The organism is Desulfovibrio sp. JC010 (assembly GCF_010470675.1).
Classification (GTDB): domain Bacteria; phylum Desulfobacterota; class Desulfovibrionia; order Desulfovibrionales; family Desulfovibrionaceae; genus Maridesulfovibrio.
In genome coordinates, this window is the sequence record NZ_VOIQ01000008.1 from 108528 (window position 1) to 134208 (window position 25681).

General features: G+C 51.6%; 21 protein-coding genes. 8 read left to right on the forward strand and 13 right to left on the reverse strand.

The genetic code is table 11. The features are described from left to right. Positions 1 to 6: 6 nt before the first annotated feature. Complete coding sequence (locus FMR86_RS10645; protein ID WP_163351233.1) at positions 7 to 594, reverse strand: TetR/AcrR family transcriptional regulator; 588 nt, start codon at positions 592 to 594, stop codon at positions 7 to 9. 151 nt (positions 595 to 745) lie between these two features. On the opposite strand from FMR86_RS10645, the gene FMR86_RS10650 reads away from it, so the two are divergent. Together FMR86_RS10650 and FMR86_RS10655 are read left to right on the forward strand one after the other, a co-directional pair. Then, positions 746 to 2071, forward strand: coding sequence for an efflux RND transporter periplasmic adaptor subunit (locus FMR86_RS10650; RefSeq protein WP_163351235.1), 1326 nt, complete (start codon positions 746 to 748; stop codon positions 2069 to 2071). Beyond that, positions 2058 to 5207 (forward strand): efflux RND transporter permease subunit, encoded by a 3150-nt coding sequence (locus tag FMR86_RS10655; RefSeq protein WP_163351237.1) that lies wholly within the window; start codon positions 2058 to 2060, stop codon positions 5205 to 5207. Before FMR86_RS10650 ends, FMR86_RS10655 begins: the two co-directional genes overlap by 14 nt. On the opposite strand, the gene glmS is transcribed toward FMR86_RS10655, so the two are convergent. The 3 genes from glmS to FMR86_RS10670 form a co-directional block, all read right to left on the reverse strand. Beyond that, positions 5185 to 7008 (reverse strand): glutamine--fructose-6-phosphate transaminase (isomerizing), encoded by a 1824-nt coding sequence (glmS, locus tag FMR86_RS10660; RefSeq protein WP_163351238.1) that lies wholly within the window; start codon positions 7006 to 7008, stop codon positions 5185 to 5187. The two genes, FMR86_RS10655 and glmS, sit on opposite strands and share 23 nt — an antisense overlap. Before the next feature lie 183 nt (positions 7009 to 7191). Then, positions 7192 to 7800 (reverse strand): XTP/dITP diphosphatase, encoded by a 609-nt coding sequence (locus tag FMR86_RS10665; RefSeq protein ID WP_163351240.1) that lies wholly within the window; start codon positions 7798 to 7800, stop codon positions 7192 to 7194. A 169-nt stretch (positions 7801 to 7969) separates the two neighbouring features. Further along, the gene (locus FMR86_RS10670; RefSeq protein WP_163351242.1) at positions 7970 to 9415 is read right to left on the reverse strand and encodes a nitrogen regulation protein NR(II); all 1446 of its coding nucleotides are present in this window, start codon (positions 9413 to 9415) and stop codon (positions 7970 to 7972) included. A gap of 192 nt (positions 9416 to 9607) precedes the next feature. Here FMR86_RS10670 and rimO point away from each other — a divergent pair, with 192 nt between their 5' ends. Beyond that, entirely contained in the window at positions 9608 to 10915 is a 1308-nt protein-coding gene (gene rimO / locus FMR86_RS10675) for a 30S ribosomal protein S12 methylthiotransferase RimO (RefSeq protein WP_163351244.1), read from the forward strand. A 57-nt stretch (positions 10916 to 10972) separates the two neighbouring features. On the opposite strand, the gene FMR86_RS10680 is transcribed toward rimO, so the two are convergent. From FMR86_RS10680 to FMR86_RS10695, 4 genes are all read right to left on the reverse strand, one after another. Beyond that, positions 10973 to 11452, reverse strand: coding sequence for a hypothetical protein (locus FMR86_RS10680; protein ID WP_163351246.1), 480 nt, complete (start codon positions 11450 to 11452; stop codon positions 10973 to 10975). Between the two features lie 112 nt (positions 11453 to 11564). Continuing rightward, the gene (locus FMR86_RS10685; RefSeq protein WP_163351248.1) at positions 11565 to 13409 is read right to left on the reverse strand and encodes a C25 family cysteine peptidase; all 1845 of its coding nucleotides are present in this window, start codon (positions 13407 to 13409) and stop codon (positions 11565 to 11567) included. Next, positions 13402 to 14463, reverse strand: coding sequence for a glycosyltransferase family 9 protein (locus FMR86_RS10690; protein ID WP_163351250.1), 1062 nt, complete (start codon positions 14461 to 14463; stop codon positions 13402 to 13404). Before FMR86_RS10690 ends, FMR86_RS10685 begins: the two co-directional genes overlap by 8 nt. A gap of 152 nt (positions 14464 to 14615) precedes the next feature. Next, a complete protein-coding gene (locus FMR86_RS10695) occupies positions 14616 to 15005 on the reverse strand; it encodes a YidH family protein (RefSeq protein ID WP_163351251.1) in 390 nt (129 codons plus the stop codon). Between the two features lie 151 nt (positions 15006 to 15156). Here FMR86_RS10695 and FMR86_RS10700 point away from each other — a divergent pair, with 151 nt between their 5' ends. Then, positions 15157 to 15396, forward strand: coding sequence for a hypothetical protein (locus FMR86_RS10700; RefSeq protein WP_163351253.1), 240 nt, complete (start codon positions 15157 to 15159; stop codon positions 15394 to 15396). 90 nt (positions 15397 to 15486) lie between these two features. On the opposite strand, the gene glpX is transcribed toward FMR86_RS10700, so the two are convergent. Beyond that, on the reverse strand, positions 15487 to 16470 hold the full coding sequence (gene glpX, locus FMR86_RS10705; protein WP_163351255.1) for a class II fructose-bisphosphatase: 984 nt from the start codon (positions 16468 to 16470) through the stop codon (positions 15487 to 15489). A gap of 282 nt (positions 16471 to 16752) precedes the next feature. Here glpX and FMR86_RS10710 point away from each other — a divergent pair, with 282 nt between their 5' ends. The 3 genes from FMR86_RS10710 to FMR86_RS10720 all read left to right on the forward strand — a co-directional run bounded on the left by FMR86_RS10710 (position 16753) and on the right by FMR86_RS10720 (position 20472). Continuing rightward, a complete protein-coding gene (locus tag FMR86_RS10710) occupies positions 16753 to 18519 on the forward strand; it encodes an N-acetylmuramoyl-L-alanine amidase (protein WP_163351257.1) in 1767 nt (588 codons plus the stop codon). A 168-nt stretch (positions 18520 to 18687) separates the two neighbouring features. Next, the gene (locus FMR86_RS10715) at positions 18688 to 19158 is read left to right on the forward strand and encodes an HAD family hydrolase (RefSeq protein WP_163351260.1); all 471 of its coding nucleotides are present in this window, start codon (positions 18688 to 18690) and stop codon (positions 19156 to 19158) included. Positions 19159 to 19359: 201 nt separating this feature from the next. Next, the gene (locus FMR86_RS10720) at positions 19360 to 20472 is read left to right on the forward strand and encodes a hypothetical protein (RefSeq protein ID WP_163351261.1); all 1113 of its coding nucleotides are present in this window, start codon (positions 19360 to 19362) and stop codon (positions 20470 to 20472) included. 89 nt (positions 20473 to 20561) lie between these two features. Here the strand turns inward: FMR86_RS10720 and FMR86_RS10725 are convergent, their stop codons facing one another. The 3 genes from FMR86_RS10725 to FMR86_RS10735 all read right to left on the reverse strand — a co-directional run bounded on the left by FMR86_RS10725 (position 20562) and on the right by FMR86_RS10735 (position 22467). Next, positions 20562 to 20795 (reverse strand): hypothetical protein, encoded by a 234-nt coding sequence (locus FMR86_RS10725; protein ID WP_163351263.1) that lies wholly within the window; start codon positions 20793 to 20795, stop codon positions 20562 to 20564. Positions 20796 to 20798: 3 nt separating this feature from the next. Further along, on the reverse strand, positions 20799 to 22055 hold the full coding sequence (locus tag FMR86_RS10730; protein ID WP_163351265.1) for a response regulator: 1257 nt from the start codon (positions 22053 to 22055) through the stop codon (positions 20799 to 20801). Positions 22056 to 22182: 127 nt separating this feature from the next. Further along, positions 22183 to 22467, reverse strand: a complete 285-nt coding sequence (locus FMR86_RS10735) for a hypothetical protein (RefSeq protein WP_163351267.1) — start codon at positions 22465 to 22467, stop codon at positions 22183 to 22185. A gap of 446 nt (positions 22468 to 22913) precedes the next feature. Between FMR86_RS10735 and FMR86_RS10740 the strand changes: the two genes are divergently transcribed. Continuing rightward, the gene (locus tag FMR86_RS10740) at positions 22914 to 23300 is read left to right on the forward strand and encodes a MucR family transcriptional regulator (RefSeq protein ID WP_015853443.1); all 387 of its coding nucleotides are present in this window, start codon (positions 22914 to 22916) and stop codon (positions 23298 to 23300) included. A 79-nt stretch (positions 23301 to 23379) separates the two neighbouring features. Here the strand turns inward: FMR86_RS10740 and FMR86_RS10745 are convergent, their stop codons facing one another. Further along, on the reverse strand, positions 23380 to 25407 hold the full coding sequence (locus tag FMR86_RS10745) for a methyl-accepting chemotaxis protein (protein ID WP_163351269.1): 2028 nt from the start codon (positions 25405 to 25407) through the stop codon (positions 23380 to 23382). Positions 25408 to 25681: the final 274 nt, after the last annotated feature.

The window sequence follows — 25681 nt, forward strand, 5'->3', positions numbered from 1 at the left end:
CTGACTTTATCTGCCCAGCACGTGCAGCAGCCCCCTGCGGAAAAGCAGGGACATATCCCTGCGTTCTTTTGCCGAGGGTTTTTCCAGCTTGAATATTTCCAGAGCCACAATCTGAATACCGACATAAAGAGCCAAAGAGCTGAATGAGGTTTCCCCTTTATCAGCACCCAGCCTCTTCAGATGCTTTTCCAGAGCACGCAACACTATCTCGTCGGATTTTGTAAGCAGCTTGCCTACCTCTTTGTTGCGTCCGCTCTCGGTCAGCACCTCAAGATAAACCTGCATCTCTTCCTGCTCATCCAGCTCCAGAATGGCGTGAATGGTAAAATCCACCAGCCCTGTCAGTGAATCCACATACTGCATTGCTTCAACAAACTGCCGGGCCTGCTCCAGTTCCTGCTTTGCAAAATGGACAATCATCTCATCCTTTGAACTGAAATAATGGTAGACAGTGCCGGGACTCAAACCTGCCTCCCGGCAGATATCCGCCATACTGGATTGATGAAATCCCTTGGCGGAAAAACAATTTCCCGCCGCCTTTAGAATCTGTTCCTTGCGCTTCTGCGTCCCTTCTTTGCTGACCGTTCTCGCCATGCTGACCTCTTTTGTTTTCTCGAATGATCGTTCGAATTTAATTGACACGTACCCCGGGCTGTGTCAATTGGAATTCATCGAGCAATCATTCGAATAATGATCAAGCTCGCTAAAATCCGAAAACTGAACGCAGCAGAATACAGAGGACCTCATGCCGTCGCTGAAAAAAATAGCATTATACGGACTCATCGCCTTAGCCGTTATAACAATCATCTTTGTCTGGCTCTGGCGGATGGATGAGATACAGGCCATTGCCCATTCAAACACAGCCACCCGGCCGTCTTTACGGGTCAGCACCCATAACGCCTCCTTCGGTCCGGTATCCAGCTGGATCATGGCTGAAGGACGGGTTGAAGCAGTACGCAAGACCTCGCTCCAGTTCGAAGAAGCGGGCAAAGTTGTTTTTATCGCCAAGGACGAAACAGGCAATGCATTACGCGAGGGCACCGCAATTTTCGGTCCCGGCGAAGATGCAAACGGCCAGTTGCTGGCCCGCATAGATTCCCGGGACAAGCATGCGGAGGTATCCCAATGTGAAGCGGACTACCTTGCCGCCCAGCGCGAACTGGACGGGTTGCGGGCAACCATGAAGCAGGCCGAAGAGACCCTCAGCGAGGCAGAGCAGGACCTTGAACGCAAAAGGAAGCTCTTTGAACAAAAGTTTCTGGCCCAAAACATGTTTGATCAGGCCCGCTTCCGCTTCACACGGGCCAAAGCCGCCCTTTCGGTAGCCAAAATGAACATCGCCACCGCGCAGGCCAAACTGAACCGCGCCCATGCGGAACTTCGCAAAGTCAGCCGCGCCCCGGAAAAACTGGAAATCCGCGCCCCGTTCAGCGGTATCATCGCCCGCATGAACATCAAGGTCGGGGATTATTTCCAGCCCTCGGATGTGAACCATTCCAGCAAGGCGGAGCTGGCTGCCACAGCCCCGCTGACCATCATTGATCCCAGTGAGGTGGAGGTGACCCTGCATCTACCGGAAAAACAGGGCCGCAGGGTCCGCAATGGGCAGAAGGTGCTGGTCAGTCCCGGATTTGAAGGCTGGGCCAAAGGTACCACTTTTGAAAACGCACCCAAGGTAGAAGGCAGAGTCTGGTCGGTAAGCCCGCAGATTGACGGCAAACGGCGGGCGGTCAGGGTCAAGGTCCGCTTGAAACAGCAGGAAACTGTCATTCCCGACGGCATGTTCGCCAGTTGCTGGATCATGGTTGAGCACAAAGAAAATACATTGCGTATCCCGCTGGGAGCCATGCTCTACGACGGACCGCAGCCCTATACTTTTGTATGTGAAAACGGCACCGCCCACAGACAAAACCTGCAAACCGGACTGCGTGACAACCGTCATGTTGAAATCCTGCAGGGAGTCAAGCCCGGAACTCCGGTAATTCAGTCCGGTCGTAAAAAGCTGGTCGAAGGAGCACCTGTTTCCATCATTGAGCAGAAAATACCGGAGAAAAGTAATGCCGAAAAATAAACAGGATACAATTTTCTCCTTCTTCTTTCTGCGCCGGGTCCCGGCTGTAATCTGGGGACTGGTCCTGCTCGGCTTCGGGCTGGTGGGCTATCATTCCATGAACAAAGAAGCATTACCCGACCTAGAAATACCTACCTTTTATGTGACCACTGTCTGGGAAGGGGCCAACTCGGCCATGATGGAAAAATCCATCACCCAGAAAATTGAAAAGGAACTGCGCGGCCTCAAGGCAGTGAAGCGGGTCCGCTCCACATCCACCTACAGTACTTCGCTCATTATCGTTACTTTTGAAGCGGACTGTTCCATTCAGGACAGCCAGCAGCGTTTGCGCCAGCGGGTGGATACCGCCAGAAATGAACTCCCAGGAAGTGCCAAAGCCCCGAAAATAGAATTTTCCACAGTCAACGACATCCCGGTAACCACCGTGGCTCTTTCCGGGGAAGTAAGCCGCAGCGTGCTGGAAGAGCTGGGCCGATCCCTGCGCCGGGAACTGCGCCGCATTCCGGGAGTGCGCAAAGTGAACAAAGTCGGCATCCGCAAGGAGGTCGTCCACATCCAGCTGCACCCGGACAAGCTTAAAGAATATGGCATTCCCGCATCCCTTGTACGTGAAAAAATCACCCGCAACGGGGCGGACGCTCCATGGGGCAAATTTGAAAACCGGGACCTCAACTTCTCCCTGCGCATGGACGGGGTCTACAACGAACTTGAAGATTTGAAAAACCTGTTCATCGGCAAACGGTTCGGCGGGGGCATTGTCCGGCTGGAAGACATTGCCACGGTCAGCAAAAGCCACATGCGCGGAGCCCAGCTGGCCGCCTTAAGCTGGGAAGGCGGGGAATTTGAAACTGTTGTGGGGCTGGAAATCCTCAAATCACCGGGCTACGACACCATGGATATGGTGGACAAAATCCGCCGGGAACTCAGCAAAACCCAAAGCAGTACCTTCTGGCCGGAAGGTGTGCACTGGCATCTGACCGGAGACCAGTCGGAAATGATCCAGACCGAACTGGACCGGGGACTAAGTAACGGCTGGCAGGCCATGCTGGCGGTATTCTGCGTGCTGCTGGCCCTGCTCACCTGGCGGGAGGCCACAGTGGCCGCCCTGTCTGTGCCGCTGACCCTACTGGGAACAGTGGCCGTGCTCTGGGCCATGGGCTACACCTTCAACCTGCTGGTCATCATCGGCATGATTATCGCGCTGGGCCTGCTGGTGGATGACTTTATCCTGATCATGGAAGGAATGCACGACGCCCTTTTCCTCAAAGGGATGCACTTCGCCGAAGCGGTCAAATACACCATCTCCACCTATGCCGTACCTTCTTTTTCCGGCTCGCTGACCACTATTCTGGTCTTTACCCCGCTGGCCATGATTCCCGGTGTGGACGGTAAATTCATGCGCGTGATCCCGGTAACCGCTGCGGTCTGCCTTGTGGTTTCCTTCATTGTCTCCATCATCATCGGCCCGGCACTGCTGCGTCCTTTTTTAGGCAAGCACGGCAGCCATGAACCGGGCTTTGTGGACAAGCTCTCCCATAAACTGGAAACAAAACTGACCCGCTGGCTAAGCAGCAATGTGGTGGCCGATAAGAAACGGGCCGGACTCTGGCTGGCCGGGGCTCTGGGAATCTTCATGTGCAGCATTGTTGCAACCGAAGGAATGCGGGCCACCCTCTATAATGATGAAGACGGGCGCACCATAGGCATCAGCGTGGAACTGGCCCGCGACACCCCCATTGAAGAGACCGCACAGCTGGCAGAAAAACTCAGCCGCATCCTGCAAAACAAACCATACATACAAAACATCATGCGTGTTGTGAGCGGCAAGGACGCTTATTCAAAGTCCTCGGATTTCGATCACATGCGCGGCGAGCAGACCCCGCACATCATGGGTTTCGGCTGCTATCTCATTCCCGGCAAGGACCGTGAGCGCATCGGCTTTGACTATGTGCCGGAACTGCAAAAGGAATTTCAGGAGGCACTGAAGAACCAGCCCGGAGCCAAGCTTTACATAAACGCCCAGCGCGGAGGCCCGGAAAACGGGGACCCGATCCAGATTCAGGTCAGCGGAACCGACTTTAATGAACTTCGGAACATCTCCCGCCGGATCAAGGAAGAGCTGCATTCCATTCCCGGAATCTATGATGTGCGTGACAATCTCGGCCCGGCCCGCTCCGAGCTGCGTTACACACCCATGCGCGAAGCACTGGACCATCATGGCTTAAGCACCGAAGAACTGGCCAACCAGATGATGGTCTACATGGAAAATGAAAAAATCGCCGACTACCAGCTTCCCGGCACCGAGGATGATCTTGAAATTCGCATCGGCACATGGTGGCCCAGCCAGAACGGTAAAATGGCCGGCCCCAAAAGCTGGAACGAACTGGCCGGACTGTCCATCATCAATGAAAAAGGGGAATCAATCCCGCTGGAAAGCGTAGCCAATCCGCACATGAGCACGGCCACTCCGCTCATCCTGCATGCCGACGGCAGACGCGCGGTTACTGTGCTGGCCAAAAACACGGGCATCTACCTGCCGGAAGTAGTTGAAAAAATGCATCCGGTGCTTAAAGAAATGCAGCAGGACTGGCCCGAAGGCTACACCTACACCATCATCGGCGATGAAGAAGCGGACGAAACCTACGCCAACATGTTCAAAGCCTTCTGCGGCTCGATTATACTGGTCTTCGCCATTCTGGCCCTGCTTTTCGATTCCCTGCTCTACCCGCTGATAATCCTGAGCACGGTACTCTTTGCGCTGGCCGGGGTCTTCTTCGGCTTCATGCTCTTCGGGCTGCCCTTTTCATTCTCCGCAGCCATCGGCATCGTGGCACTGGTAGGTATCGTGGTCAACGACGCCATCATCGTGGTGGAAACCATCCGCAACCATCTCAAAGACGGAATGCCGCTCTTACAGGCCGCAGCGCGCGGGGCGGCAGACCGTTTGCGCCCCATCACCAGCACCACCATCACCAACTTCGCCGGACTGACCCCGCTGGCCCTCTCGGACCCCGGCTGGGCTCCCATCTGTCAGGCCATCATCTTCGGGGAAATCACCGCCACAGTGGGAGCAATTATCCTTATTCCGGCTTTGTTTGTGGTGCTGACGCGGACTACTCCACAGTCACACTCTTAGCCAGGTTCCTCGGCTGATCCACATCCTTTCCGAGGTAGTCGGCTGTTTCGTAGGCGAAGAGCTGCAAGGCCGGGAGGGCGATGAAGGTATTCAGCGGGCCCCATACTTCGGGGAGAGACCAACGCTGTTCCACGTCAAGTTCTACTCCGGGGTTGGTCAGGGCGATAATCTCACCGCCACGGGCCTGAACTTCCACGAGGTTTGATTTTACCTTGGGGAACAGCTCGTCATTTAAGGCCATGGCAAAGGTCGGGAACTTGGGGTCGATAAGCGCGATGGGGCCGTGCTTCATCTCACCGGAAGCGTAGCCTTCGGCGTGGATGTAGGAAATTTCCTTCAGCTTGAGCGCGCCTTCAAGGGCCAGCGGGAAGTAGAGTCCGCGACCGAGGAAGAAGAAGCTGCTGGCTTCGGAATATTCACGGCTCAGCTCCTGAGCACGGCTGCGCATGGCCGGAAGGGCCGTTTCAAGGATTGAAGGAATGTTACGCATATCCGCTGCAGCGCGGCTGTATGTCTCAGCATCAATCACGCCTTTTTTCTTGCCCCAGTAGAGGGCCAGCAGCAGGAGCGCGGTGAGCTGGCTGCACATGGCCTTGGTGGAAGCCACGCTGATTTCAGGTCCGGCCTGAGTATACATGACGTAATCGGACTCGCGGGCCACGCTGGAACCGACCACATTACATAACCCGATGATGGACAGCCCTTTCTGCTTGGCCAGCTTGATTCCGGCAAGGGTGTCTGCGGTTTCACCGGACTGGCTGATGGCCAGAGCCACACCGCCCTTGGGCAGCAGGGGATCGCGGTAACGGAACTCGGAAGCAATCTCCACTTCCACGGGAATCTTGGCCCACTGCTCAATGAGGTATTTACCCCACAGCCCGGCGTGGTAGGAAGTTCCGCAGGCGATGATGTGCAGTCTTTCCGGCGGTTCCAGACCTTCAACTTCAGGCAGGGTAATTTCATTATTGGCCTGATCCACGCGTCCGGCAAGGCAATCGGAAATAACCTTGGGCTGTTCGAAAATTTCTTTGATCATGAAATGCTTGTGTCCGCCCTTCTGCGCGGCCTGCACATCCCAGTTGATGGTCTTGATTTCCTTTTCCACCGGATCAAGGGTCTCGGCATTGAAAACTTCCCAAGTGGAGGAAGTGATCTTGACCAGTTCGCCGTCCTCAATGAATACAACTTCGCGGGTATAAGGCAGGAAAGCCGGGATATCGGATGCCACAAAATTTTCACCGGTCCCAACACCCATGACCAGCGGACTGGCTACGCGGGCGGCATAGACAGTGCCCGGTTCGTCAATGGAAACCACGGCGATGGCGTATGCACCATCAACCTGCTTCAGTGCCCACGAGACGGCTTCCAGCATGGTGGGGTTGTGTTTACGGCCCTCGGCAATGAGGTTGCAGAGTACTTCGGAGTCAGTATCGGAACGGAATTCATACCCTTTGGCCATGAGTTCAGTCTTGATTTCCTGATAGTTCTCGATGATCCCGTTATGGATCATGGCCATATTTTTATCATGGTCCAGATGCGGATGGGCGTTGCGTTCCACAGGTACGCCGTGGGTAGCCCAGCGGGTATGGCCCACGCCGAAAGTGGAGTTGGTCACGTTTTTCTGAGCCAGCTTTTCATCAAGGGCGGCCAGCTTGCCCTCAGCACGGACCAGCTCGATTTCCTTGTTCTGCACAGTGGCCACGCCCGCAGAATCATAGCCGCGGTATTCAAGCCGTCTCAAACCTTCAACTATAAGAGGTACAGCAGGACGGTGCCCGGCGTATCCGATAATTCCACACATATATAAAACTCCAGATTAATTGGATGCGCTTCGCGCTATTTGATGAAAATATTTTGCCTCCGGCGGCTCTTCGAGGACCCTGCCGGGGGCCTTAAACCCTTTGAAAAGGGTTTAAGAATCCCAAACTTTTTTATTAGGCTTCGCCGCCTTGAATGGAATACCTATCTTTAATTTAACAAAATATTATTTGCTGATTTTATCCTGAAAATCGGCCCATTGTTCCATGAGCGCGCGCAGTGCTTTACCGCGATGAGAACGTGCGTTCTTGGTTTCGCGGGTCATTTCTGCGGCCACGCAGTCCAGTTCAGGATCAAAGAACAGGGGGTCGTAGCCGAAGCCCTGCTTTCCGGTGAGTTCAAAGGCAATGCGCCCTTCCCATTCACCACGGCTCTGGATGCGGATGTTGTCCGGGGTGGCAGCAACCATAACACAGACAAAACGGGCTGTGCGCTCTGCTTCGGGTACACCGTCCAGCTCTTTTAGCAGCAGGGCATTATTCTTTTCGGGAGTAGCGTCCTCACCGCTGTAGCGGGCGGAATATACACCGGGCCGTCCGCCCAGCGCATCTACTTCAAGACCGGAATCATCGGCCACAGCCACCAGTCCGGTCAGATTGGCCACGGTCTGGGCCTTGATGATGGCATTTTCAAGAAAGGTTTCACCCGGTTCGGGGATTTCACCGATTTCAGGAAACTGATCCAGACCTTTTACTTCCAGCCCCATATCTTTAAGAAGCTCATCAAACTCAGCAATTTTGCCTTTGTTGCTAGTGGCAAGAACAACAGTCTTCAAAACATTCTCCCGTGAAATATTCACTACGATTTTAAAAGCTTACCGACTTAAACTAATAGGGATTCCAAAGGGGCTTAGCTCCTTTGGCCGCCGGAGGCGAAGTCAAATTATCCAAACGCGCGAAGCGCATCAAAATTTTGCTTTGAATCTAATACGCTGTAGAGCCTGTTTAGGCAACCGGAGCTTTACGCAGCAGCAGGGCCACGCTGGTACCTTTACCGGGCCTGCTGGCAAGCTCAACTTCCCCGCCGAATTCTTCCATGATTTTCTTGACCATGGGCAGGCCTAGTCCGTTGCCGTTAACCTTGCCGGAAAAGAATGGATCAAAGGCATGGGTCCGTATTTCATCGGAAATTCCCGGTCCGCTGTCGCGAACCTCCAGCCAGACATGATTCTCGCTGATTCCGCTGGAAATCTTAAGCCTGCCGCCTTCGGGCATGGCTTCCATGGAATTCCTGACCAGATTAATCAAACATTGCCGGATCTGCTCCACCCCGCCGATACCGAGAGGATGGCTGGGATCAAGGTCCATTTCCACCTCAATTTCCTGCAGCTGACAACCAAGGGAAAGAAGCTGCATGGCATCGGCCGCCACACGGTTGACGTCGATATTGTTTTTCTGCACATCCCGTGAACGCACAAAACTGAGGATGCTCTTGAGCAACCTGTCCAGCCGCTGGGCTTCTTCAAGAATGATCTGAATCTTCTCCCGCCCTGAAGAATCAATGGACTCGTCCTTGATCAGCACCTTGGCAAAACCGCCCATGGCCATTAGCGGATTGCGGATTTCGTGAGCAATATAGGCGGAAAGCTCACCCACGGTGGCCATACGTTCGGATTGCTGGAGACGCTGCTCAATCATGGTCCGCTCGGTTATATTCCGGCAGATGACCACCAGTTGGATAACCTTGTCCTTTCCTTCTTCGGTGATGGGGTAGACGTAAAGGCGGTAAAAATGAATCTTGCCCAGATCATCTGTCTCGGAAAACATCAGTTCATTATTTTCACGGGACATGGACGGCACATCGATAAATCCGTCTTTCAACGGGCAAAGGGAGCGCAATGATTCGTAATAATCAAGGGCATTCTTCCCATGCAGTTCGCTGATGCTTTCCCCGGCACGAGCCGCGGAATGACTGTTGCAATCAAGGATCAAGCCGTCGGAACCGATAATCATTATATCCTCGGGAAACTGGTCGACTACGGATTTGAACAGGGCCTGCGTCTGCATGAGATTGGCCTTGCAGGCAATCCATAAACGGTCAGTGGCATGCAGCCTCAAGAAAAAACGTGCGGCGGGAAGCTCTACAAGGGTTACTTCCGGCGGCAATGCTGCACGCAGATGCGCGACCATATCCGCTTCGCCGGAAAGTTCAAAAAACATAGTTATGGAAGGATGGGCGGCGAGCATGGATTCCACATCCTCATAAAGAGGAAAATCATGGCCGTCCTGCAGGGCATTGCCGGACTCATCAATAAGAACCCCGGCCTCAAGGATTATGCCCGCAGCATCACGGCTGCTCTCGTGCAGCAGCAAAGAAAGCGCAGAGAGCGCAAAGGATCTCCCAACTATCCCGATGCAGTCTTTTTTTATATCGATAAAATCTTCAAGCATTTCTGCTCCGTCCCGCCCCTTGGTTCTGGAAGCGTTTTCAGGATAAACTATTTTCCTGTAAATGGGTAACAAAGAAACGGGTCATTTACTGCTTTGCTCTTCAGCTGGAATGGGTTAACCATTGCCGCACAAGGCAATCCTGACCTATAAAAACAAGTATCCGTAAACTTCATTGCCAACGGAATTATTAATATGAACAAAACCAGAATTTATACCATCAGCCTCGGCTGCCCGAAAAACAGGGTCGATACCGAAGTTATGCTCGGCGCATTCGGCGACAACATGGTTGCTGCGCCAACAGCCGAGGAATCCGACCTCATCCTGATCAACACCTGCGGCTTTATCGGGCCTGCGACCGAAGAATCAGTGGACACCATCCTTGAAGCGGCTGACGCTATCAAGGACTTAACCCCACGCCCGGTGCTGGCCGTGGCCGGATGTCTGGTCAGCCGCTACGGCAAACTCACCGAACAGATGCCGGAAGTAGACCTTTGGCTTTCCACCCGCGAACTGGACCAGTGGCCCGCGCTGGTCGCCAACGCTCTAGCAAGTGAGCTCCCGCTTGTACAGCAGCGAGCAATCAGCACAGGTCCAGCCTACGCATATTTAAAGATCAGTGAAGGATGCTCCCATTCCTGTAGATTCTGCACCATTCCCTCCATCCGCGGCCCCCATGTGAGCCGGGAACTGAATGGTCTGGTGGATGAAGCCCGCTACATCCTTGATCAGGGAGTGCCGGAACTGGTTGTTGTGGGACAGGATACCACGGCCTACGGCTCTGACCTTGACGATAAGGAAACAAACCTGCGTGCACTGATTGAAAAACTGCTTCCGCTCAAAGGGCTGGAATGGCTGCGGCTCATGTATCTTTACCCCGCAGGGCTGACCGATTCCATGCTTTCATTTATCGCGCAGGCCGGGAAACCGCTGCTGCCCTATTTTGATATCCCCGTCCAGCACGCGCACCCGGATGTTCTTTCATCCATGGGCCGTCCCTTTGCCCGCGACCCGCGCAAGGTGATTGACCGTGTACGCAAACATATTCCTGACGCGGTGCTGCGCACCAGCATCATCGTAGGCTATCCCGGTGAAACCGAAGAACATTTCAACACGCTGATGGATTTTGTTAAGGAAACCCGCTTCCAGAACCTCGGTGTTTTCGCCTACCAGCCCGAAGACGGCACCCCTGCCGGGGAAATGGAACAGCTGCCGGAAGAACTGCGCGAAGAACGCAGACAGCAACTCATGGAAGTCCAGTCTGAAATCAGCCGCGAAATCCTCGAAGAAAAGGTCGGGGAAACAATTCAGGTACTGGTGGAAGAACCCAACGATGAATGGCCGGGCCTGTTCAATGGCCGGGTCTGGTTTCAGGCTCCGGAAGTGGACGGCATCACTTATGTAAGCGCACCGGAAGACGGCAAGGAGCTGAAACCGGGCATGCTGGTGCAAGCCGAGATTGATAATGTCACGGATTATGATCTGGTGACGCTGGTTAAATAACAAAATCCCCCTGATGCAGCAGCTTCAGGGGGATTTTGTTTCTGACCAAAATTTTTTTTACATATCGACGATTTCAACTTCGCGGTTAACAAGCTCAGGCTGCCCCTCATAGGCGGCAAACACCTTGGCTCCTTCATTAACGTATCGTTTGATTTCACTGGCAAGCTTACCCCGCTTGCAAAAAATATTTTCCGGAGAGTAGGACATGCCGTTTTTGCTTTTAAGCTGCATGGAAAACTTAAGCCCCGCTTGCGGGGTCATCACTTTAGGGCCACGGTCAGACTCCTGCCCGACCACAGTAAGCACCGCTTTTTTCAGCACGTCCCTGTTTTCCCAAAAACTTCTGTTCAGCGTAATTATCTCGCCATTTGTTAATTCCAGCTTTGCCGGGGAGATTCCCTTGGAGAATTTGTATGAAGAAGACAGGACTGCACGTGTGGGCCTCGACTTGATCGAGTGTATTGCATAGGTCCCCAGCGCGGCAAAAACAGTAAGTCCGATGATCAAAAATACAATTTTTCTCAGCTTGCGATTCACGAATCAAAACCTGTCCAGATTAATGAAAATTAATACAAATCAACATTTCCAAAGACAGGCTTATATCCAAAACAACAACGCCGATCAAGATTGTTCGTATTATAAATTTCAACTACCCGTCATTACAACGAACAATCTTCGCATCAGCCTGTTCTTTACGCTCGTATTCTGCGGAAGCCTCCACAGCATCGGCCCATGAATCATAACGTCCAAAACGCACGCAATACCACTTGCGGTTATTAGCCGAGGGGACCTCGACCACATAAGCTTCATAACCCTGCCCGGTCAGACGTTTGCGAACCTTAACAGCTGAATTCTGCTTGCGATTGGAGCTGACCTGCACCGCATAATTAACCGGCTTCAGACCGGCACTGATTTTAGGGGAAGGTTTAGTCCGTTTCTTGGCAACTGCAAGAGAAGGCTTATGCATATTTCCTTTTTCGCGCACATCAAAAAACTGCCAGGCCAGCGGACCGTCAAGGGGGCGGGAATAAATCAGATACTGTCCTTCGCCGTCAGCCATGAAGTTAAAAATGTCGTCCTCTTCCACTTTCATGGAAGAAACGACATTCCCATTGCTGCGGTCGATAACCTGCAAACGCACAGCCGGATAAACCCCGCCTTCTTCCATGGCAAAAGAGATGGTGGAATTGACGGCGAAAACAGCCATTCCCTGCTGCTTCTTAGACTTAGTAACAACGTTCAAGCCTTTGTAGGAAGGTGATTCCGTGCGTACGGGCAGGGGCAGAGATATGACCGGGTCGCCGTAAAAGACCAGACCGTAAAGAGGAGCGAGTTTTTCACCCTCAAGCAGGTTCTGTGCAAACTGGGCGCGGGCTTCGATAAGCGCGTCGCCGATACGGTGCTTGCCGCTGAAATAAGCCTTGTGAAATTCCATAAGCAAACGGGGAGTGCCGCTGGAATCGACCCGGAAAACCCGTCCATCGTCCAGTTCAGCACTGATGTTACCGGAGTTGTTACACCCGGTCATCACCGCCAGACCGCCACCGGGAGAAAGCACCACTGCTTCAGCCGGGGTGGGCATGGTTGAGTCGGCCGCCGCCACTTCACAGGAAGGATTGAGCACCACGGGCAGGCCGGGTTTGTATTCAAGACCCATAATTTCCGAAACCGGGACAACACCGTTTCCGGCCCGGAATCCACCGGGTTCAGCTTCAAGAGCCAGCCATTGCACGGAAACATCATCCTCCGCCAGCGACTGCTGCAGACGTTGCGGAGTGGTCCCGCCGGCTGCGCCGAGGTAACGGATGGCTTCAGGTCCGGCTATGCCTTCCTGCTGTAGGTTGAAAAACAGCAATTCCGAATCAGCAAGAACCTGTCCGGAAAACCCCTCCCCGCCGATAAAAGATACCGGCCATGCCGGACGGAATTCCCGGTCCCCGTACCAGCGTTCATATTTGGCGGCCACATCTTCGGCCTCCGCACAGTCACGGGCCGGAATCCTGCCCACGGGCAGTACATTCTCAGGGGCGGAAGCAGAACCGCCGTAGCCGTAATCGGAAACATAGACTTCCGTACTGTTAACAGCACTGAACTGCGCTGCAGGCACAACATCCCGGTTACCGAGAATCAGCACGGACATGAGTCTGCCGTTTTTATTAAGTCGGTCCACCTGTTCGCGGACCCCGGAGACAACTTTATCCACGGATTCAGCAGTGCCGTTACAGGAAGGAACCTTGAGAATTACCGATTTCACGCCTTCAAATTCGCGGTGCAGATAAGAGAAGTAACGGGCGGCACGCATAAAATCAGCCGTGCAGACGATGATGCTCTTCTTCCCTTCAGTATACGGAGCGGAAGATACTTTGATTGGAGTAAGCACAGGTGCGGGAACAGGTTCTTTGCTATTTCCCAGCCCTTTAAGCTTGCACCCCGAAATCAGAACCATGCACGACAAGACCAGCAGAGGAATAAAAATTTTCTTCAGCTTAATCATTTCCGTTCTCCCCGCCTTTGCCGACTTTCTGCTCAATCTCATTCCAAGCCATTTCAACAGTAATATCCGTCATGCATTTATGATGTTTTTCCGGGCAAGTCTTCCCGCCATGCAGCCCGCAGGGCCTGCATTTCAATTTATCCGGACTTTCCAGCACCGTGGACTGCTGCCCGCGCGGAAAAAATCCGAACCTGCGCACCGTAGGACCGAACATGGCAACCACAGGAACCTTTTGAATCCATGCAATATGCATGGGCCCGGAATCATTGGTCAGGTACACATCCAGCTGCCGGATATATGCGGCCAGCTGTTGCAACCCCAGTTTCCCGGCCAGATTGACGACCGCGTCAGCCTGTTCAACTTGCGCCAGAACAGACTCACACAACCCGGTTTCGTCAGGGCCGCCGAAGAGAATTACTTTGAATCCTTCGGCCACACACTTATCGATCACCTCAGCAAAATTACGTTCCGGCCACTTCTTGGTTTCCCACGTGGAGCCGGGATGCACGCCCACCACAGGCCCCTCTCCAAGCTCCTTGAAAAATTCCCGTGCCTCGCCCAGTACTTCTGTGGGAAGTTCAAGCATTACATCCGGGGCCGGGCCGGAAATGCCAAGCGGCTCAGCAAGTGCGAGCAGCCTTTCCACTTCTTCCAGTTCATCAAACCTGCGCTGCACGGTCTGCGAATAGACAAAGCGGTTATACCACGGCGCGTCATAGCCGATGCGGTCTTTAATCCCGGAGGACGTGGCAACCACTGCCGAGCGCATGCTGGTATGCGCGGAAACAAAGAGATCAAACCCCTGTCGCCCGAGCTCCGCACCGAATGTACGGGCCGCGCCCATGCCCTTTTGCGCGCCGCGTTTATCAAAGCCGTGTACTCCGGCCAGTTCCGGCTGGCCCGCGAACAATGCTTCCACGCCCTTGCGCACAATAAGATGGATTTCAGCGTCCGGGAAACGCAAGGCCAAAGCTTTGATCAGGGGCAGGGTCAGTACCGCATCGCCTAGGAAAGCGGTCTGCCATAGGGCTATTTTTTTGTAATTATTTCGCATTAAGAGATATTTGATGCGCTGCGCGCTTTTTATTGAACGTTTGCCTCCGGCGGCCCTTCGGGGACCAAAGAACCCTTTTAAAAAAGGGTTCTCTGGACTCTCCTAAAATTTTTATTAGGGCTTCGCCGCTTTGGGTGGAAAATTGTGCGTGGTTAAAAAAACATCCTTCCGGCTACGGAACTGACAATCAGGATTACCCCCACTGCCACGGTGACCAGCATTTCCGGGTACGGAGTAGTCCAGCGAACCCTTGCTCCAACGCTCTTTTCAAAACGGTAGAACCGAAAAGCAGCACTGCTCAGGATAACCATCCCGGAAATAATAATGAATATGCCGAGAAAATTCATTTCACTCAGCATCCTCTCCGGAGTTCCAGGCAGCATTTTTTCCATATACAGTCTGGCCTTCTCAATCACAAAACCGAAGCCGAACAAGCCCAGCGCGGTCCGGCACCAGGCCAGAAAAGTCCGCTCATTGGCCAGCAATGTTCTCATTCTGGCAAGCTCATTATTGTCCAGCTTTTGATTGTCAGGTCCAGCCATTTGCCAACTCCGGATTTTCTGGTCTACACTTCTTGATCTTGAATATATATGCCTATAATCTGTAATGCGGATGCGGGCAACATTGTTCGCGAACAGGAATAACTTCCGGCCCCTTGCCGAGTTCGGCGGGCCGCATCATAAAGGACCGAAAATGAAATATATCATGTTTGAAGATTTCTCCGGCGACCCGCTGCCCATACTCATTCCCAACCGCATCGGCTATCTTGAATTCAGGGAACAAATCCCCTACACCAACGTACTCTCCGCCGGATACGTACAGCTGCGCCCCACCGGGATCACCTGCCACGGTGAGGCAAAGGAACTTGGTACCGCCGCCCGCCCCGAAGATGCACAGATTATTTCTGAGAAGCTGGAAGCACCGGAATATTAGGGCTGAATTCAATCAGCACAGATTAAAAATGGGCGGTTCCGACAATCAAGTCGGAACCGCCCATTTTTTTAATTCTTCAATAAATAGTACTTAATCGTACTTAACCGCACTGATCTTCATCAGCTTATCCCAGGTGTGGACAGCTTCAATGTGACGCACGGTTCCGGTCTTGCCGCGCATGACCAGAGAAGTGGTTTCCGCGCCGTAGCCGAGGTAACGGACTCCGCGCAGGAAGGTGCCGCCGGAAATACCGGTGGCGGAGAAGAAGATATCATCACTCTTGACCAGATCATTAACGGTCATGATGTTGCGCAGGTCGTAGCCCTGATCTTCAAGAGCACTCTTTTCGGACTCGGACTGGGGATCAAATTTGGCAAACATCTCACCGCCCATGATGCGGATTGCGCAGGCGGAAAGTACACCCTCGGGAGTACCGCCGGTGCCGATCATCACATCAACCGGGCTGCGGGGATCAACAACCATAAGCGCACCGGCAACGTCGCCGTCAGTGTGCAGCTGGATGCGTGCCCCGGCATCACGGATTTCCTGAATCAGGCCATGGTGTCTGGGTTTTTCCAGTACAAATACAACGAGATCATCCACGTCCTTGTTCAGGGCTTTGGCGATCTTGTTAAGGTTGTCCTTGACCGGAGCGTTGATGTCGACCATGTTTCTTGCGGCGGTGGGTACCACCAGCTTCTGCATGTAGTAGCTGGGACCCGGATCAAGCATCATTCCGGTAGGGGCAACACCCACTACAGAGATTGCGTTGGGGCGGCCGTAAGCCAGCAGGTTGGTACCTTCAACCGGGTCAACGGCAACGTCCATACCCGGACCTTCGCCAACGCCAAGCTTCTCGCCGTTGTAGAGCATGGGGGCGTGGTCTTTCTCGCCTTCACCGATAACAACAGTTCCGCTGATTTCAAGACTGTTGAAACTGAGGCGCATGGCATCGACAGCAGCCTGGTCACCGGCGTCTTTTTCACCCCGGCCCAGCCATCTGGCGGAAGCCAGTGCCGCAGCTTCGGTTACCCTAACAAGGTCAAGAGCTAAATTTCTCTGGGGAGCTTCCATTATCTATCTCCAATGAGTGAAGTAAATTTTGTTTAAGTTCCGCGTAACAATGAATATGCCAATTACATAAAAAGGGCAGTCAGTCCAGCTTTCATACACTGTTCCGGCGGTTCTGGGTACTAAAATCAGCCCCCGGCACCGTTCATATAAGATAGAAGTTGATTTTTTGATGATGCAAGCTTATTAAAGAAAACATCTAAACTTTTTTTAGAACAATTGCCTGTACTTTTATTGCTATCAAACTGGGCAGAGAACATTATTAAATATAGCCGACCGGAAAAAATGCGCAAATTTTTCATCCCAAACCTGATCATGGCCCTCTTCCTTGCCGGGCTGCTTGTTTCTGTCATTCCTGCCAGTGCCTTCGGGGCCAGTATCAAGGATGATTTCACCATTGCATGGAAGCAGTTTCACGCTCTTTCCAAAAATAAAAAGAAAGCCCAGTACCGTTCCGAATGGGAAAAGGTGGGCAAGAAATTTCGCAATGTGTTCAAAAGGTCCACCCGCGGCCATTACGCACCCAAATCACTCTACTACCTTGGCCGCACTTATGAAGAGCTGGGCAACCGCAGCGGCATAAAAAAAGATTTCCGCACCGCAGTGGACTACTACGGGCGCATGATCTCAAACTTTCCCTCCCACCAGTGGACTGACGACAGCATCTTTCGCCGGGCGGAAATCCGGCTGCGCAAACTGCATGAAAAAGACCTCGCCTATTCAGATTACCTGACCATTGTCCACCGCTACGCCAAGTCGGACATGTACTCCAAAGCCCGGGCACGGCTGGACTCCATGGACCGCAAGGGAGCCAAGGGCAAATCAAAGCATAAAAAACCTTCCGGCACCATCATCCCGGCCAAGAAGGCTTCCAGCAAAAGCAGCAAACGCTCATCCAGCAAGGCAAAGCTCCTCTCCGTCCGCTACACCAGCAGTGAGACATATACCCGCGTGGTCCTCGACCTCGACGAAGAGGTACGCTACCGCTACCAAATCCTGAATCCGAACCAGAGTGTGAACCGCCCGCACAGGCTGTACATCGACCTTGAAAACACCGTTCTCGGTAACGGAGTGCACAAGGCCACCCATGTTGCCGACGGCATTCTCAAGGATATCCGCTCCGCCCAGCGTGACCCCCGGACCACCCGTGTGGTGCTGGATTTCAACGCCATGCAGGATTACAAGATTTTTCCGCTGGAAAACCCCTTCAGGCTTGTCGTTGACGTTCAGGCCCCTGAAGAAGGAAAAGTGGTTGAGAATAAAAGTCCGGTCCGCCATTCCGCGCCAAAAAGATCAAAATCCAAACCGCAAAAATACACCCCGCCCGCCAACAGCAAAAAAATGGCCGGGGAACTGCTTGAACAGCTGGGCCTGACCTTCAAGACCATCATGCTTGATCCCGGTCACGGCGGTAAGGACCCCGGTGCGGCTGCCAACGGACTCAAGGAAAAAAACATCAACCTGCGTTTTGCCAAGATTCTGGCCGCCAAGCTCAAAAAAGCCGGGTTCACAGTCATGTACACCCGCACCAACGACAAATTTATACCGTTGGAAGAACGTACCGCCATGGCCAACATCAAAAAGGCGGACATGTTCATATCCATCCACTGCAACGCGCACCGCAGTTCCAAGATCAACGGTATTGAAACCTATACCTTGAACCTTGCCCGCAACCGTAACGCGGTCCGTGTAGCAGCCCGGGAAAACGCGGTCTCGGCCAAGAGAATCAGTGACCTGCAGGTTATCCTCACCGACCTGATGCTCAACTCCAAGATGAAGGAAAGCAAGGATCTGGCTAACAATATCCACACCCGCTCCCTGCAGAATATCCGCCGCAAATGGAAAGTTAAAGATCAGGGCGTGCGTGAGGCTCCTTTCTACGTACTCATGGGCGCAAAAATGCCTTCGGTGCTTATCGAACTGGGCTACCTGACCAACCGCACCGAAGCCAAGCGACTCAAGACCGACCGCTATCTTTCTTATATTGCCGACGGCATCGTGAAAGGTGTATTGGAATACAAGAAACAGATTGAAAGGTACGCCAGTTTATAAAGATGCCTTCGGCGACACCTCTGTTATCACGTGTCCGTAAGACTCGAAGCCAAGCTTCTCGCCTAACGGCTACGAGTCCTGCCGGGGGCCTTAAACCCTTTTTGTAAAAAGGGTTTAAGAATCCCAAAAACTTTTATTAGGCTTCGCTCTTAGTTTGCAGGAAAAGTTATGATTAACCTCGATATTCCCGGATTCGGTAAGCTTAAAATCGAACATCTTGTTCTGGATTACAACGGCACCCTTGCCCTTGACGGCAACCTGCTGCCCGGCGTGGGCAAGCTGCTCCTGGAACTTGCTGAAGACGTGAAGATTCACGTACTCACCGCCGACACTCTGGGCCAGTGCGAAAAAGAACTTTCCGGCCTGCCCGTAAAAATCCATATCATCGGCGGCAGCCCGGAAGACCAGTCCAAGCTTGAGTACGTGAACGTCTTGGGTCCTGAAAAATGCGCCTGCATCGGCAACGGCCGCAACGACATGCTCATGCTCAGGCAGGCCGCGCTCGGCATCATTATCTCCGGGGCCGAATGCATGTCCATGAAAGCCGCCCGCTCCGCCGATCTGGTGGCAACGGATATTTCCAGCGCGCTGGGACTGTTTACCCATCCTGTGCGGTTGCTGACGACTTTGCGGAACTAAAGAATGCCTCTGGCGGCTTAAACCCGTTTACTAACCTTCACCGCTTCACATCTAAAATTTGATCAAAAAGCCCGTAATCTTTTCCAAGATTACGGGCTTTTTGATTTTTAATATAAGTTGATTGACCAAACAATTTCTCACTGCTAAGAATTAGCGTCCCAATAAGGTCGGGGATATATACTATAGAAGAATGAGGTCTGTATGACAAAAAGAATATTGAAACTACTGATACTGCTGTTGACGTTTAGCATGCTGCCATCATGTGTTAAATACATCCCCTGCCCTGACCCGCTACCGCTGGATATTCAGAAGCACAGCCGTAAAGTAAATGGTGCAATACGGCATGTCATTGCCGCTTACGCCCCGGAAGAAGCTCAGGTAGGGAATAAGGTTGAGTTCAAATATGAAAACCCGAAAAACTATCGAGATAGGGTTTCTTACGGGATAGTATTCAAAAAGAAATGGGAAAATATTGCCATTAATTCTATTGTAAAGTCCGGAGCATTTGAAAAGTCCTCAGATAATGACCTCATGTTGGAAATTGATATTAAAGAACTATACGCCCCTGAAGTTAACGACTACATACTGTATAATACTGTAAATCATGATGCACATGTCACAGCGCGCTACACAGTTAAATCCGAAAGCAACGGTGAAATAGTTTTAAGTAAGGATTATTCAGCAACTGCAACATGCGATAAGTATGATTCCGGCGCTCTGTGGGAATGTGCTGCCAATCCCAATATTATGGTGGCTCTGGACAGAGCCATCGTAAAAGTGAATAACCAATTCATCAGTGACATGCTCAATGTCAAGGTTCCCGTAACACAGCAAGCTGCATCCACAGATAACAAAGCACGCTTTCTAGCCGGAACCAACGCTATCTCCGCCAAATATTCCAAGCACATAGCTGAAGCAAGGTATTCAAGGTATTACACAGATAATTTTGACCGCTCCCTTGCTCTGTCCGAATTCGATAAAATGCTGACACTTCGGGTGGTCGGCTCCGGACTATACATGGACAAGGCTCCACAAGGACACAAAATTTATGCGGTTATCATGGACAAAGGCTTCCAGGAAGAAACATTGTTCGGAGCCGATCCGTATACTGAGATAACAGTGAAATACACAGTACTTTCTTCAAAGGACAAAAAGGAAAAGGTTGTGTACCGGAAGACCATTACCAAAAGAATTGAAAAAACAATTGGCGACACCGACAATGAAATCCCAAGTTTGCGCCACTGTTTTGGGTTGACTCTGGATGAATTCATGAAAGATTTACACGCACTGGCAAAAGAACAACCGGGAATATAGCTTCCGGTCATTTTGACTGACGACCAGCAGTAAAGCCCGTAATCTCCTAAAAGATTACGGGCTTTTTGAATTCCATATACCGAGCGAACTCACTTATTCGTCTTCGTCCCCGAATAGGTGAACGCCTTCTTATCCATGGTCCAGTAGGTGCCGCGGTCAATGCCGAATGCTTTCCCGCAGGGGCAGTAAACCTTGCCGTCGCGCTCTTCGGCGTTCCAGATCTTTTTGATCCGGTCCTTATGGCAACGGTGCACCTCACCCTGACCAATTTTATAATATTTCCACAGCTTGCGCCTGCAGGACGCACATTTCATAACTAGCATAACTTAAGCAAAACTGAATCCATTCACACCTTTGCCCTGAATATCTTTCAATACCTGAGCAGCCTTGGTCAGGGTTACATCAAGATTGGCACCGGGCACCTTGCTGATGGTGAATGACGCGCTGACCATGAACCTGTCAGTACCGGAAACGATCTCCGTACTGGCTAAGGCGGCCTTGACCGCGCCGAGATCACGCTTCAGCACTTCGAGATCATTGGCAAGGATAAAGAATCCGCAATCGCTGCGTGCGGCAAGCTCCCATCCCAGCGAATGCTGATCCAGAAGCGAAGACGTTTTTTTCAGAGCTGCGAAGCCGCCGTTCCAACCGTACTGGCCGTTGATTTCCAGCATGTTGTCCACATTAAACGCAGCAACTACGGGAGTGCTGCCTTCCGCTTTTGCCTGATCGAAAAGATCGCGGCCTTTATCGAGGAAAAAGCTGAGGTTTGAAAAACCGGTCAGGGGATCACGGCTGTATGCATCTTTGATGGAACGGATACGCTCAAGCTCATTGAGGTTGTTGGTCACCCGCCATGAAAATTCTTCCACCTCAAAGGGCTTCTTAAGAAAGTCATTGGCTCCGCGCTTGAGAAATTTAGCTGTGATAGCCCCGGAATCATGGGCGGAGACACCGAGAATGGCCATCTGGTCCCGGCTGTGGGTCTTGCGCACCTCGCTGACCAGTTCGAATCCGTCCAGATTGGGCATCTCGTAGTCGGTCAGCAGCAATTTAACTTCCGGGTTGGCTTTGATCAGCTCAAGGGCTTCGACCCCGTCTTCTCCGGCCAGCACAGTAAAATTAAGCCGCTCCAAAAGTCTCTGCATAATTTTACGGGCAGTGGAGTTGTCCTCGGCAATAACAACCTTGATTTCGTGATTGGAATGGATTCTGCGGATCAGGTCGACCATTTCCTCAAGATCTTCACGACTGGACTTGTTAAAATAATCCAGCACGTTTTTCTCGATAAAACGGTTACGGATTTCCTCATCAAAGGTGGACGTAAGGACAATACAGGGAATTTTGCGGGAAAGGACGTAATCCACGGCTTCCCCGTCCGGTGCGCCTTTGATGTTCAGGTTCAGGACTGCGATAAAGACATCGTCACCGTTATCAGCGAGCCTGCTTTCAAGCTCATCCATGGAATTAACCACCATGGTATCAAAAGGTGTAATGGATTCTATATGTTCTGTAATAATTCTTGCCTGAGTGTTGCTGTTTTCCACCACAAGCACGGTATTCTTAACTGTCTGTCCGGACATGCCGCCCCCTTGAATTTCATATTAATTAAACTGGACAAGTAAGGGCAAGATACACTTTGAGAAAAGATTAAGGCAAGCCAAATAATTGCGGGTGCGTTATAAAATTTGAACTTACAGACAGAGAATCTCAGTTCTTAATGGGCCGAGTAGTGTACGTCTCTATCACTTCTTCAGCATCAATGGGGTCAGGGGGAAACTCACTGCTGCGGTCTACTGCCTCGTCTTCCTTACGCTTATCTTCCAGATGTTCATCAAGGGCCTGCGTGGCATTATGTGGTTTCTGGCTCTCCTGGTATTCATTCACATTGGCCCCCACAACTGCCACCCCGACAATGGCGGCAGTACCCCAGATACACCCGGAGCAGGGCAGGGTAAAAAGAAGAACAAACAGGATCGCGGGCCGGATTCTCATCAAAACTAGCAACAACTCCAACCGACGGATAAAAACGCCGGGCATAAATTACAGCCATGACGGCTGAACCGTAATTTTCCTTAAGCTGGATACAGGGAGTACACCTCAAACACTTATACCGCAAATCCATTGCGGCTCCATGTATGTGAGTACTGACGGCATAATTATACGCAATCCCCTATTCAACATTAAGACAACTATGTTATATGAAATAACATTTGGCATTATTTTCTTTTTTCGAAATTTATATGTTTTAAAAACATTTTTACACTGCAAAAGACAAGTTAGCACACAAAAAACATACTGACGACCATGCATAATTGGCCTTTTAATAAAAATTTCTGTAAATTCTTATCTAATGTATTTGACAGTTACTACAATCTACCTTATCCATATTTTTTCCAACTACCAATTAGTGAAAAAATAATCCCGAAAGGAGATTTCAAGTGGAAGATTATCTGAAAGAAGCTTTGGAAATAGTCAAAGCACAGGCAAGCGTAAGAACCATGAGCGAAGAAGAGATGACTTCCATGGTCCGCAAACTGTCCGCCGGCATTCAGGCCATTGCTGAAAATGCCCTCCCCGCACAGGAAGAAGCTCCCGCATGTGAGCCCAAGAAGTCCATCAAGGAAAAATCAATTGTCTGCTGCGAATGCGGTAAATCCTTCAAGATCATCACCAAGAAGCACCTTGCTTCCCACGGTCTGACCCCTGATGAATACCGTGAAAAGTACGGCCTCAAGAAAAAGACCCCGCTGGTCTGCAAATCCCTGCAGCGTGAACGCCGTAAAAAAATGAAGGAAATGAAACTCTGGACCAAACGCGGTAAATAGAGTTTTTCCAAAAGCATTTCCGTAAAAAAGCGCGGTAAACCATCCGGTTTACCGCGCTTCTCTTTTATTCTTCTTATGTCTACGACTGTTTCAGCTGATCAACAATCTTACTCAGTTCGCTGGTCATTTCAGCCAGCTCTTCAATGGCTATGGCGGACTGGGCCATGCTTTCCGAAGTTTCGCTTGAGATTCTTGAAACCTCATCCACAGCCTGATTGATCTCTTCCGATGCTGCGGACTGTTCTTCCGCCGCAGTAGCGATAGACTGGACCTGTTCTGCATTCTCCTGTGCATAATTCAGGATATTCTCCAGAACTTCACCGGAACTTGCAGCCAGCTCTGTGCTCTCGTCCACAGTACCGGTGGCAGAATCCATGGACTTAATGCTCTTGCGGGCTGCCGCCTGAATGGAAGAAATGCTTTCGCCTACTTCCTGCGTAGCTCCGATGGTCTTTTCCGCCAGCTTGCGGACCTCATCGGCTACAACAGCAAATCCGCGCCCGGCCTCGCCGGCCCGGGCCGCCTCAATGGCCGCGTTCAAGGCCAGCAGGTTGGTCTGGTCGGCAATGTCGTTGATCACATCCATAATTGCACCGATGCTGTCCGCCTGCTCGCCCAGAGAGGTCAGATCAACCTTCATGGCCTGAGTCTGCTGCTGAACTTTGCCGACGGATTCAATGACCTTGTTAACCAGGTCAGTACCCTTGTCCGCGGCTTCCTGCGTGCTCATGGCGTTTGATGCTGCATCACCGGAATTACGGGCAACCTCCAGAACCGATGCATTCATCTGCTCCATACTGGTTGCGGTCTCGGTCATACGTTCGCGCTGAACTTCGGTGGAATTGTTGATCTCGTCAGCCTGTGCGGCAAGCTCCTCAGTACCGGAAGCAATGCGGTCCACAACACCTTCAATCTGCGATGCAGCCTGCAGAATACCTTCTTTGGTGGCCCGGTCAGCCTGCTCACGGGCTTCCTCGGCCTCGGCCATGGCAGCGCGTGCGCGCTCAGCCTCCTGCTCGGCAAACTCACTTTTTTCCTCAGTATCACGAATCATCTCTTTGAGCTTACCGACCATGGTCCGCAAGGCTTCAGCCAAAACGCCGACCTCGTCATTCTGCTGCACATCAAGAGTCTTATCCAGATTCCCGTCAGCAACAGCTGCCGCGAATTCAACACCCTTGCCCAGAGGCTTAAAGATAAGTGCGGAAGCGAGGAAATTCAGCATCAGCGCAGCAAGGATAAGCGCGACAACAGCTACAACTGCGTTCTGCTGCAGGTTGGATGTGGAATCCGCATTGATCACATCCAGCTCTTCATAGGTCCAGACCTTCCAGTTCAGCCCGTCAATAATATAAAGGCTGCCTTCGTAAGTCTTTCCATTAAGAGAAAATTCCATTCTTCCGTTGGAAGTCTGGTCGCTGAATTTTTCCAGATCAGGGATACTCTCCCACAGGCTTTTACCGATAAGTTCCTTGTCCCGGTTAGCCATGATGTAGCCGTCGCTGCGGGTCAGAAAAATATTCTGGTGATCCAGCACATTGTTGGCAAATTTGGTGATATCAGTCAGGCCGAGATTAATGCACAGGGTTGCCAGTATCCTGCCGTCTTTCATGATAGGGACACCGGCCGCCATGACAATTGCGCCGATAGAAGAGGTATAAGGAGTGGTGATAATTCTTTTTTCACCGCCGAACAGACGTTTGTACCACTCTCTTTTTTTGGCTTTTTCTTTAAAATTAGGAATAATCCCTGCCCGCCCGGCAGTATAGGTGCTGCCGTCTGCAAAGCAGAAATAAGCCTCACCGGCTCCGGCCTGCTCTTTGAGTTGCTTTGCCAGATTAATCCGGTAAGCAAACAACTCTTCATCAGTCATCTCCGGAGCACCGTTGAACATTCGCGCGGCCAGCTCAAGAGCATTAAAATAAATATCTGTTTTTTCAGCTACAGCCTTACCCACTGCCCGGGAGACAGTATCAAGCTTATCAAGCTCGGCTTTATGAGACGAAGAACTGAAGCTCTGGTAGGAAATTCCGGTCATCACAATGACAACGACCGCAAAAAACGCGAAGACACTGAAAACAATCTTATTCTTGGCACTTATAGACACAATCTCTCCTTGTCTCCATCAGATTTAACGCACGGGAAAAGACCATTAGCATAGTCTTTTTTACGCTAAACCGTAACATATTCTGCACCATTCTCAAAACAATAACCTTAATCAGCCTTCACGCTGGGTATTTCCTATATAAAATCTCTTGAAAACAAAAGAAGAAATTTCAACCATTATCAAGCGTTACTCAAAAGACACCTAAAGCCATCCCATCGAAACAATAACCCAAGGAGTAATGCTGTCCCTTTTCACAAGAACAATTCTGTTTTAT

Coding starts and splice junctions, on each gene's coding strand:
- FMR86_RS10645 (WP_163351233.1), bottom strand. CDS start 594: ATGGCGAGAACGGTCAGCAAAGAAGGGACGCAGAAGCGCAAGGAACAG.
- FMR86_RS10650 (WP_163351235.1), top strand. CDS start 746: ATGCCGTCGCTGAAAAAAATAGCATTATACGGACTCATCGCCTTAGCC.
- FMR86_RS10655 (WP_163351237.1), top strand. CDS start 2,058: ATGCCGAAAAATAAACAGGATACAATTTTCTCCTTCTTCTTTCTGCGC.
- glmS (WP_163351238.1), bottom strand. CDS start 7,008: ATGTGTGGAATTATCGGATACGCCGGGCACCGTCCTGCTGTACCTCTT.
- FMR86_RS10670 (WP_163351242.1), bottom strand. CDS start 9,415: ATGCTTGAAGATTTTATCGATATAAAAAAAGACTGCATCGGGATAGTT.
- rimO (WP_163351244.1), top strand. CDS start 9,608: ATGAACAAAACCAGAATTTATACCATCAGCCTCGGCTGCCCGAAAAAC.
- FMR86_RS10685 (WP_163351248.1), bottom strand. CDS start 13,409: ATGATTAAGCTGAAGAAAATTTTTATTCCTCTGCTGGTCTTGTCGTGC.
- FMR86_RS10690 (WP_163351250.1), bottom strand. CDS start 14,463: ATGCGAAATAATTACAAAAAAATAGCCCTATGGCAGACCGCTTTCCTA.
- FMR86_RS10695 (WP_163351251.1), bottom strand. CDS start 15,005: ATGGCTGGACCTGACAATCAAAAGCTGGACAATAATGAGCTTGCCAGA.
- FMR86_RS10700 (WP_163351253.1), top strand. CDS start 15,157: ATGAAATATATCATGTTTGAAGATTTCTCCGGCGACCCGCTGCCCATA.
- glpX (WP_163351255.1), bottom strand. CDS start 16,470: ATGGAAGCTCCCCAGAGAAATTTAGCTCTTGACCTTGTTAGGGTAACC.
- FMR86_RS10710 (WP_163351257.1), top strand. CDS start 16,753: ATGCGCAAATTTTTCATCCCAAACCTGATCATGGCCCTCTTCCTTGCC.
- FMR86_RS10715 (WP_163351260.1), top strand. CDS start 18,688: ATGATTAACCTCGATATTCCCGGATTCGGTAAGCTTAAAATCGAACAT.
- FMR86_RS10720 (WP_163351261.1), top strand. CDS start 19,360: ATGACAAAAAGAATATTGAAACTACTGATACTGCTGTTGACGTTTAGC.
- FMR86_RS10725 (WP_163351263.1), bottom strand. CDS start 20,795: ATGCTAGTTATGAAATGTGCGTCCTGCAGGCGCAAGCTGTGGAAATAT.
- FMR86_RS10730 (WP_163351265.1), bottom strand. CDS start 22,055: ATGTCCGGACAGACAGTTAAGAATACCGTGCTTGTGGTGGAAAACAGC.
- FMR86_RS10735 (WP_163351267.1), bottom strand. CDS start 22,467: ATGAGAATCCGGCCCGCGATCCTGTTTGTTCTTCTTTTTACCCTGCCC.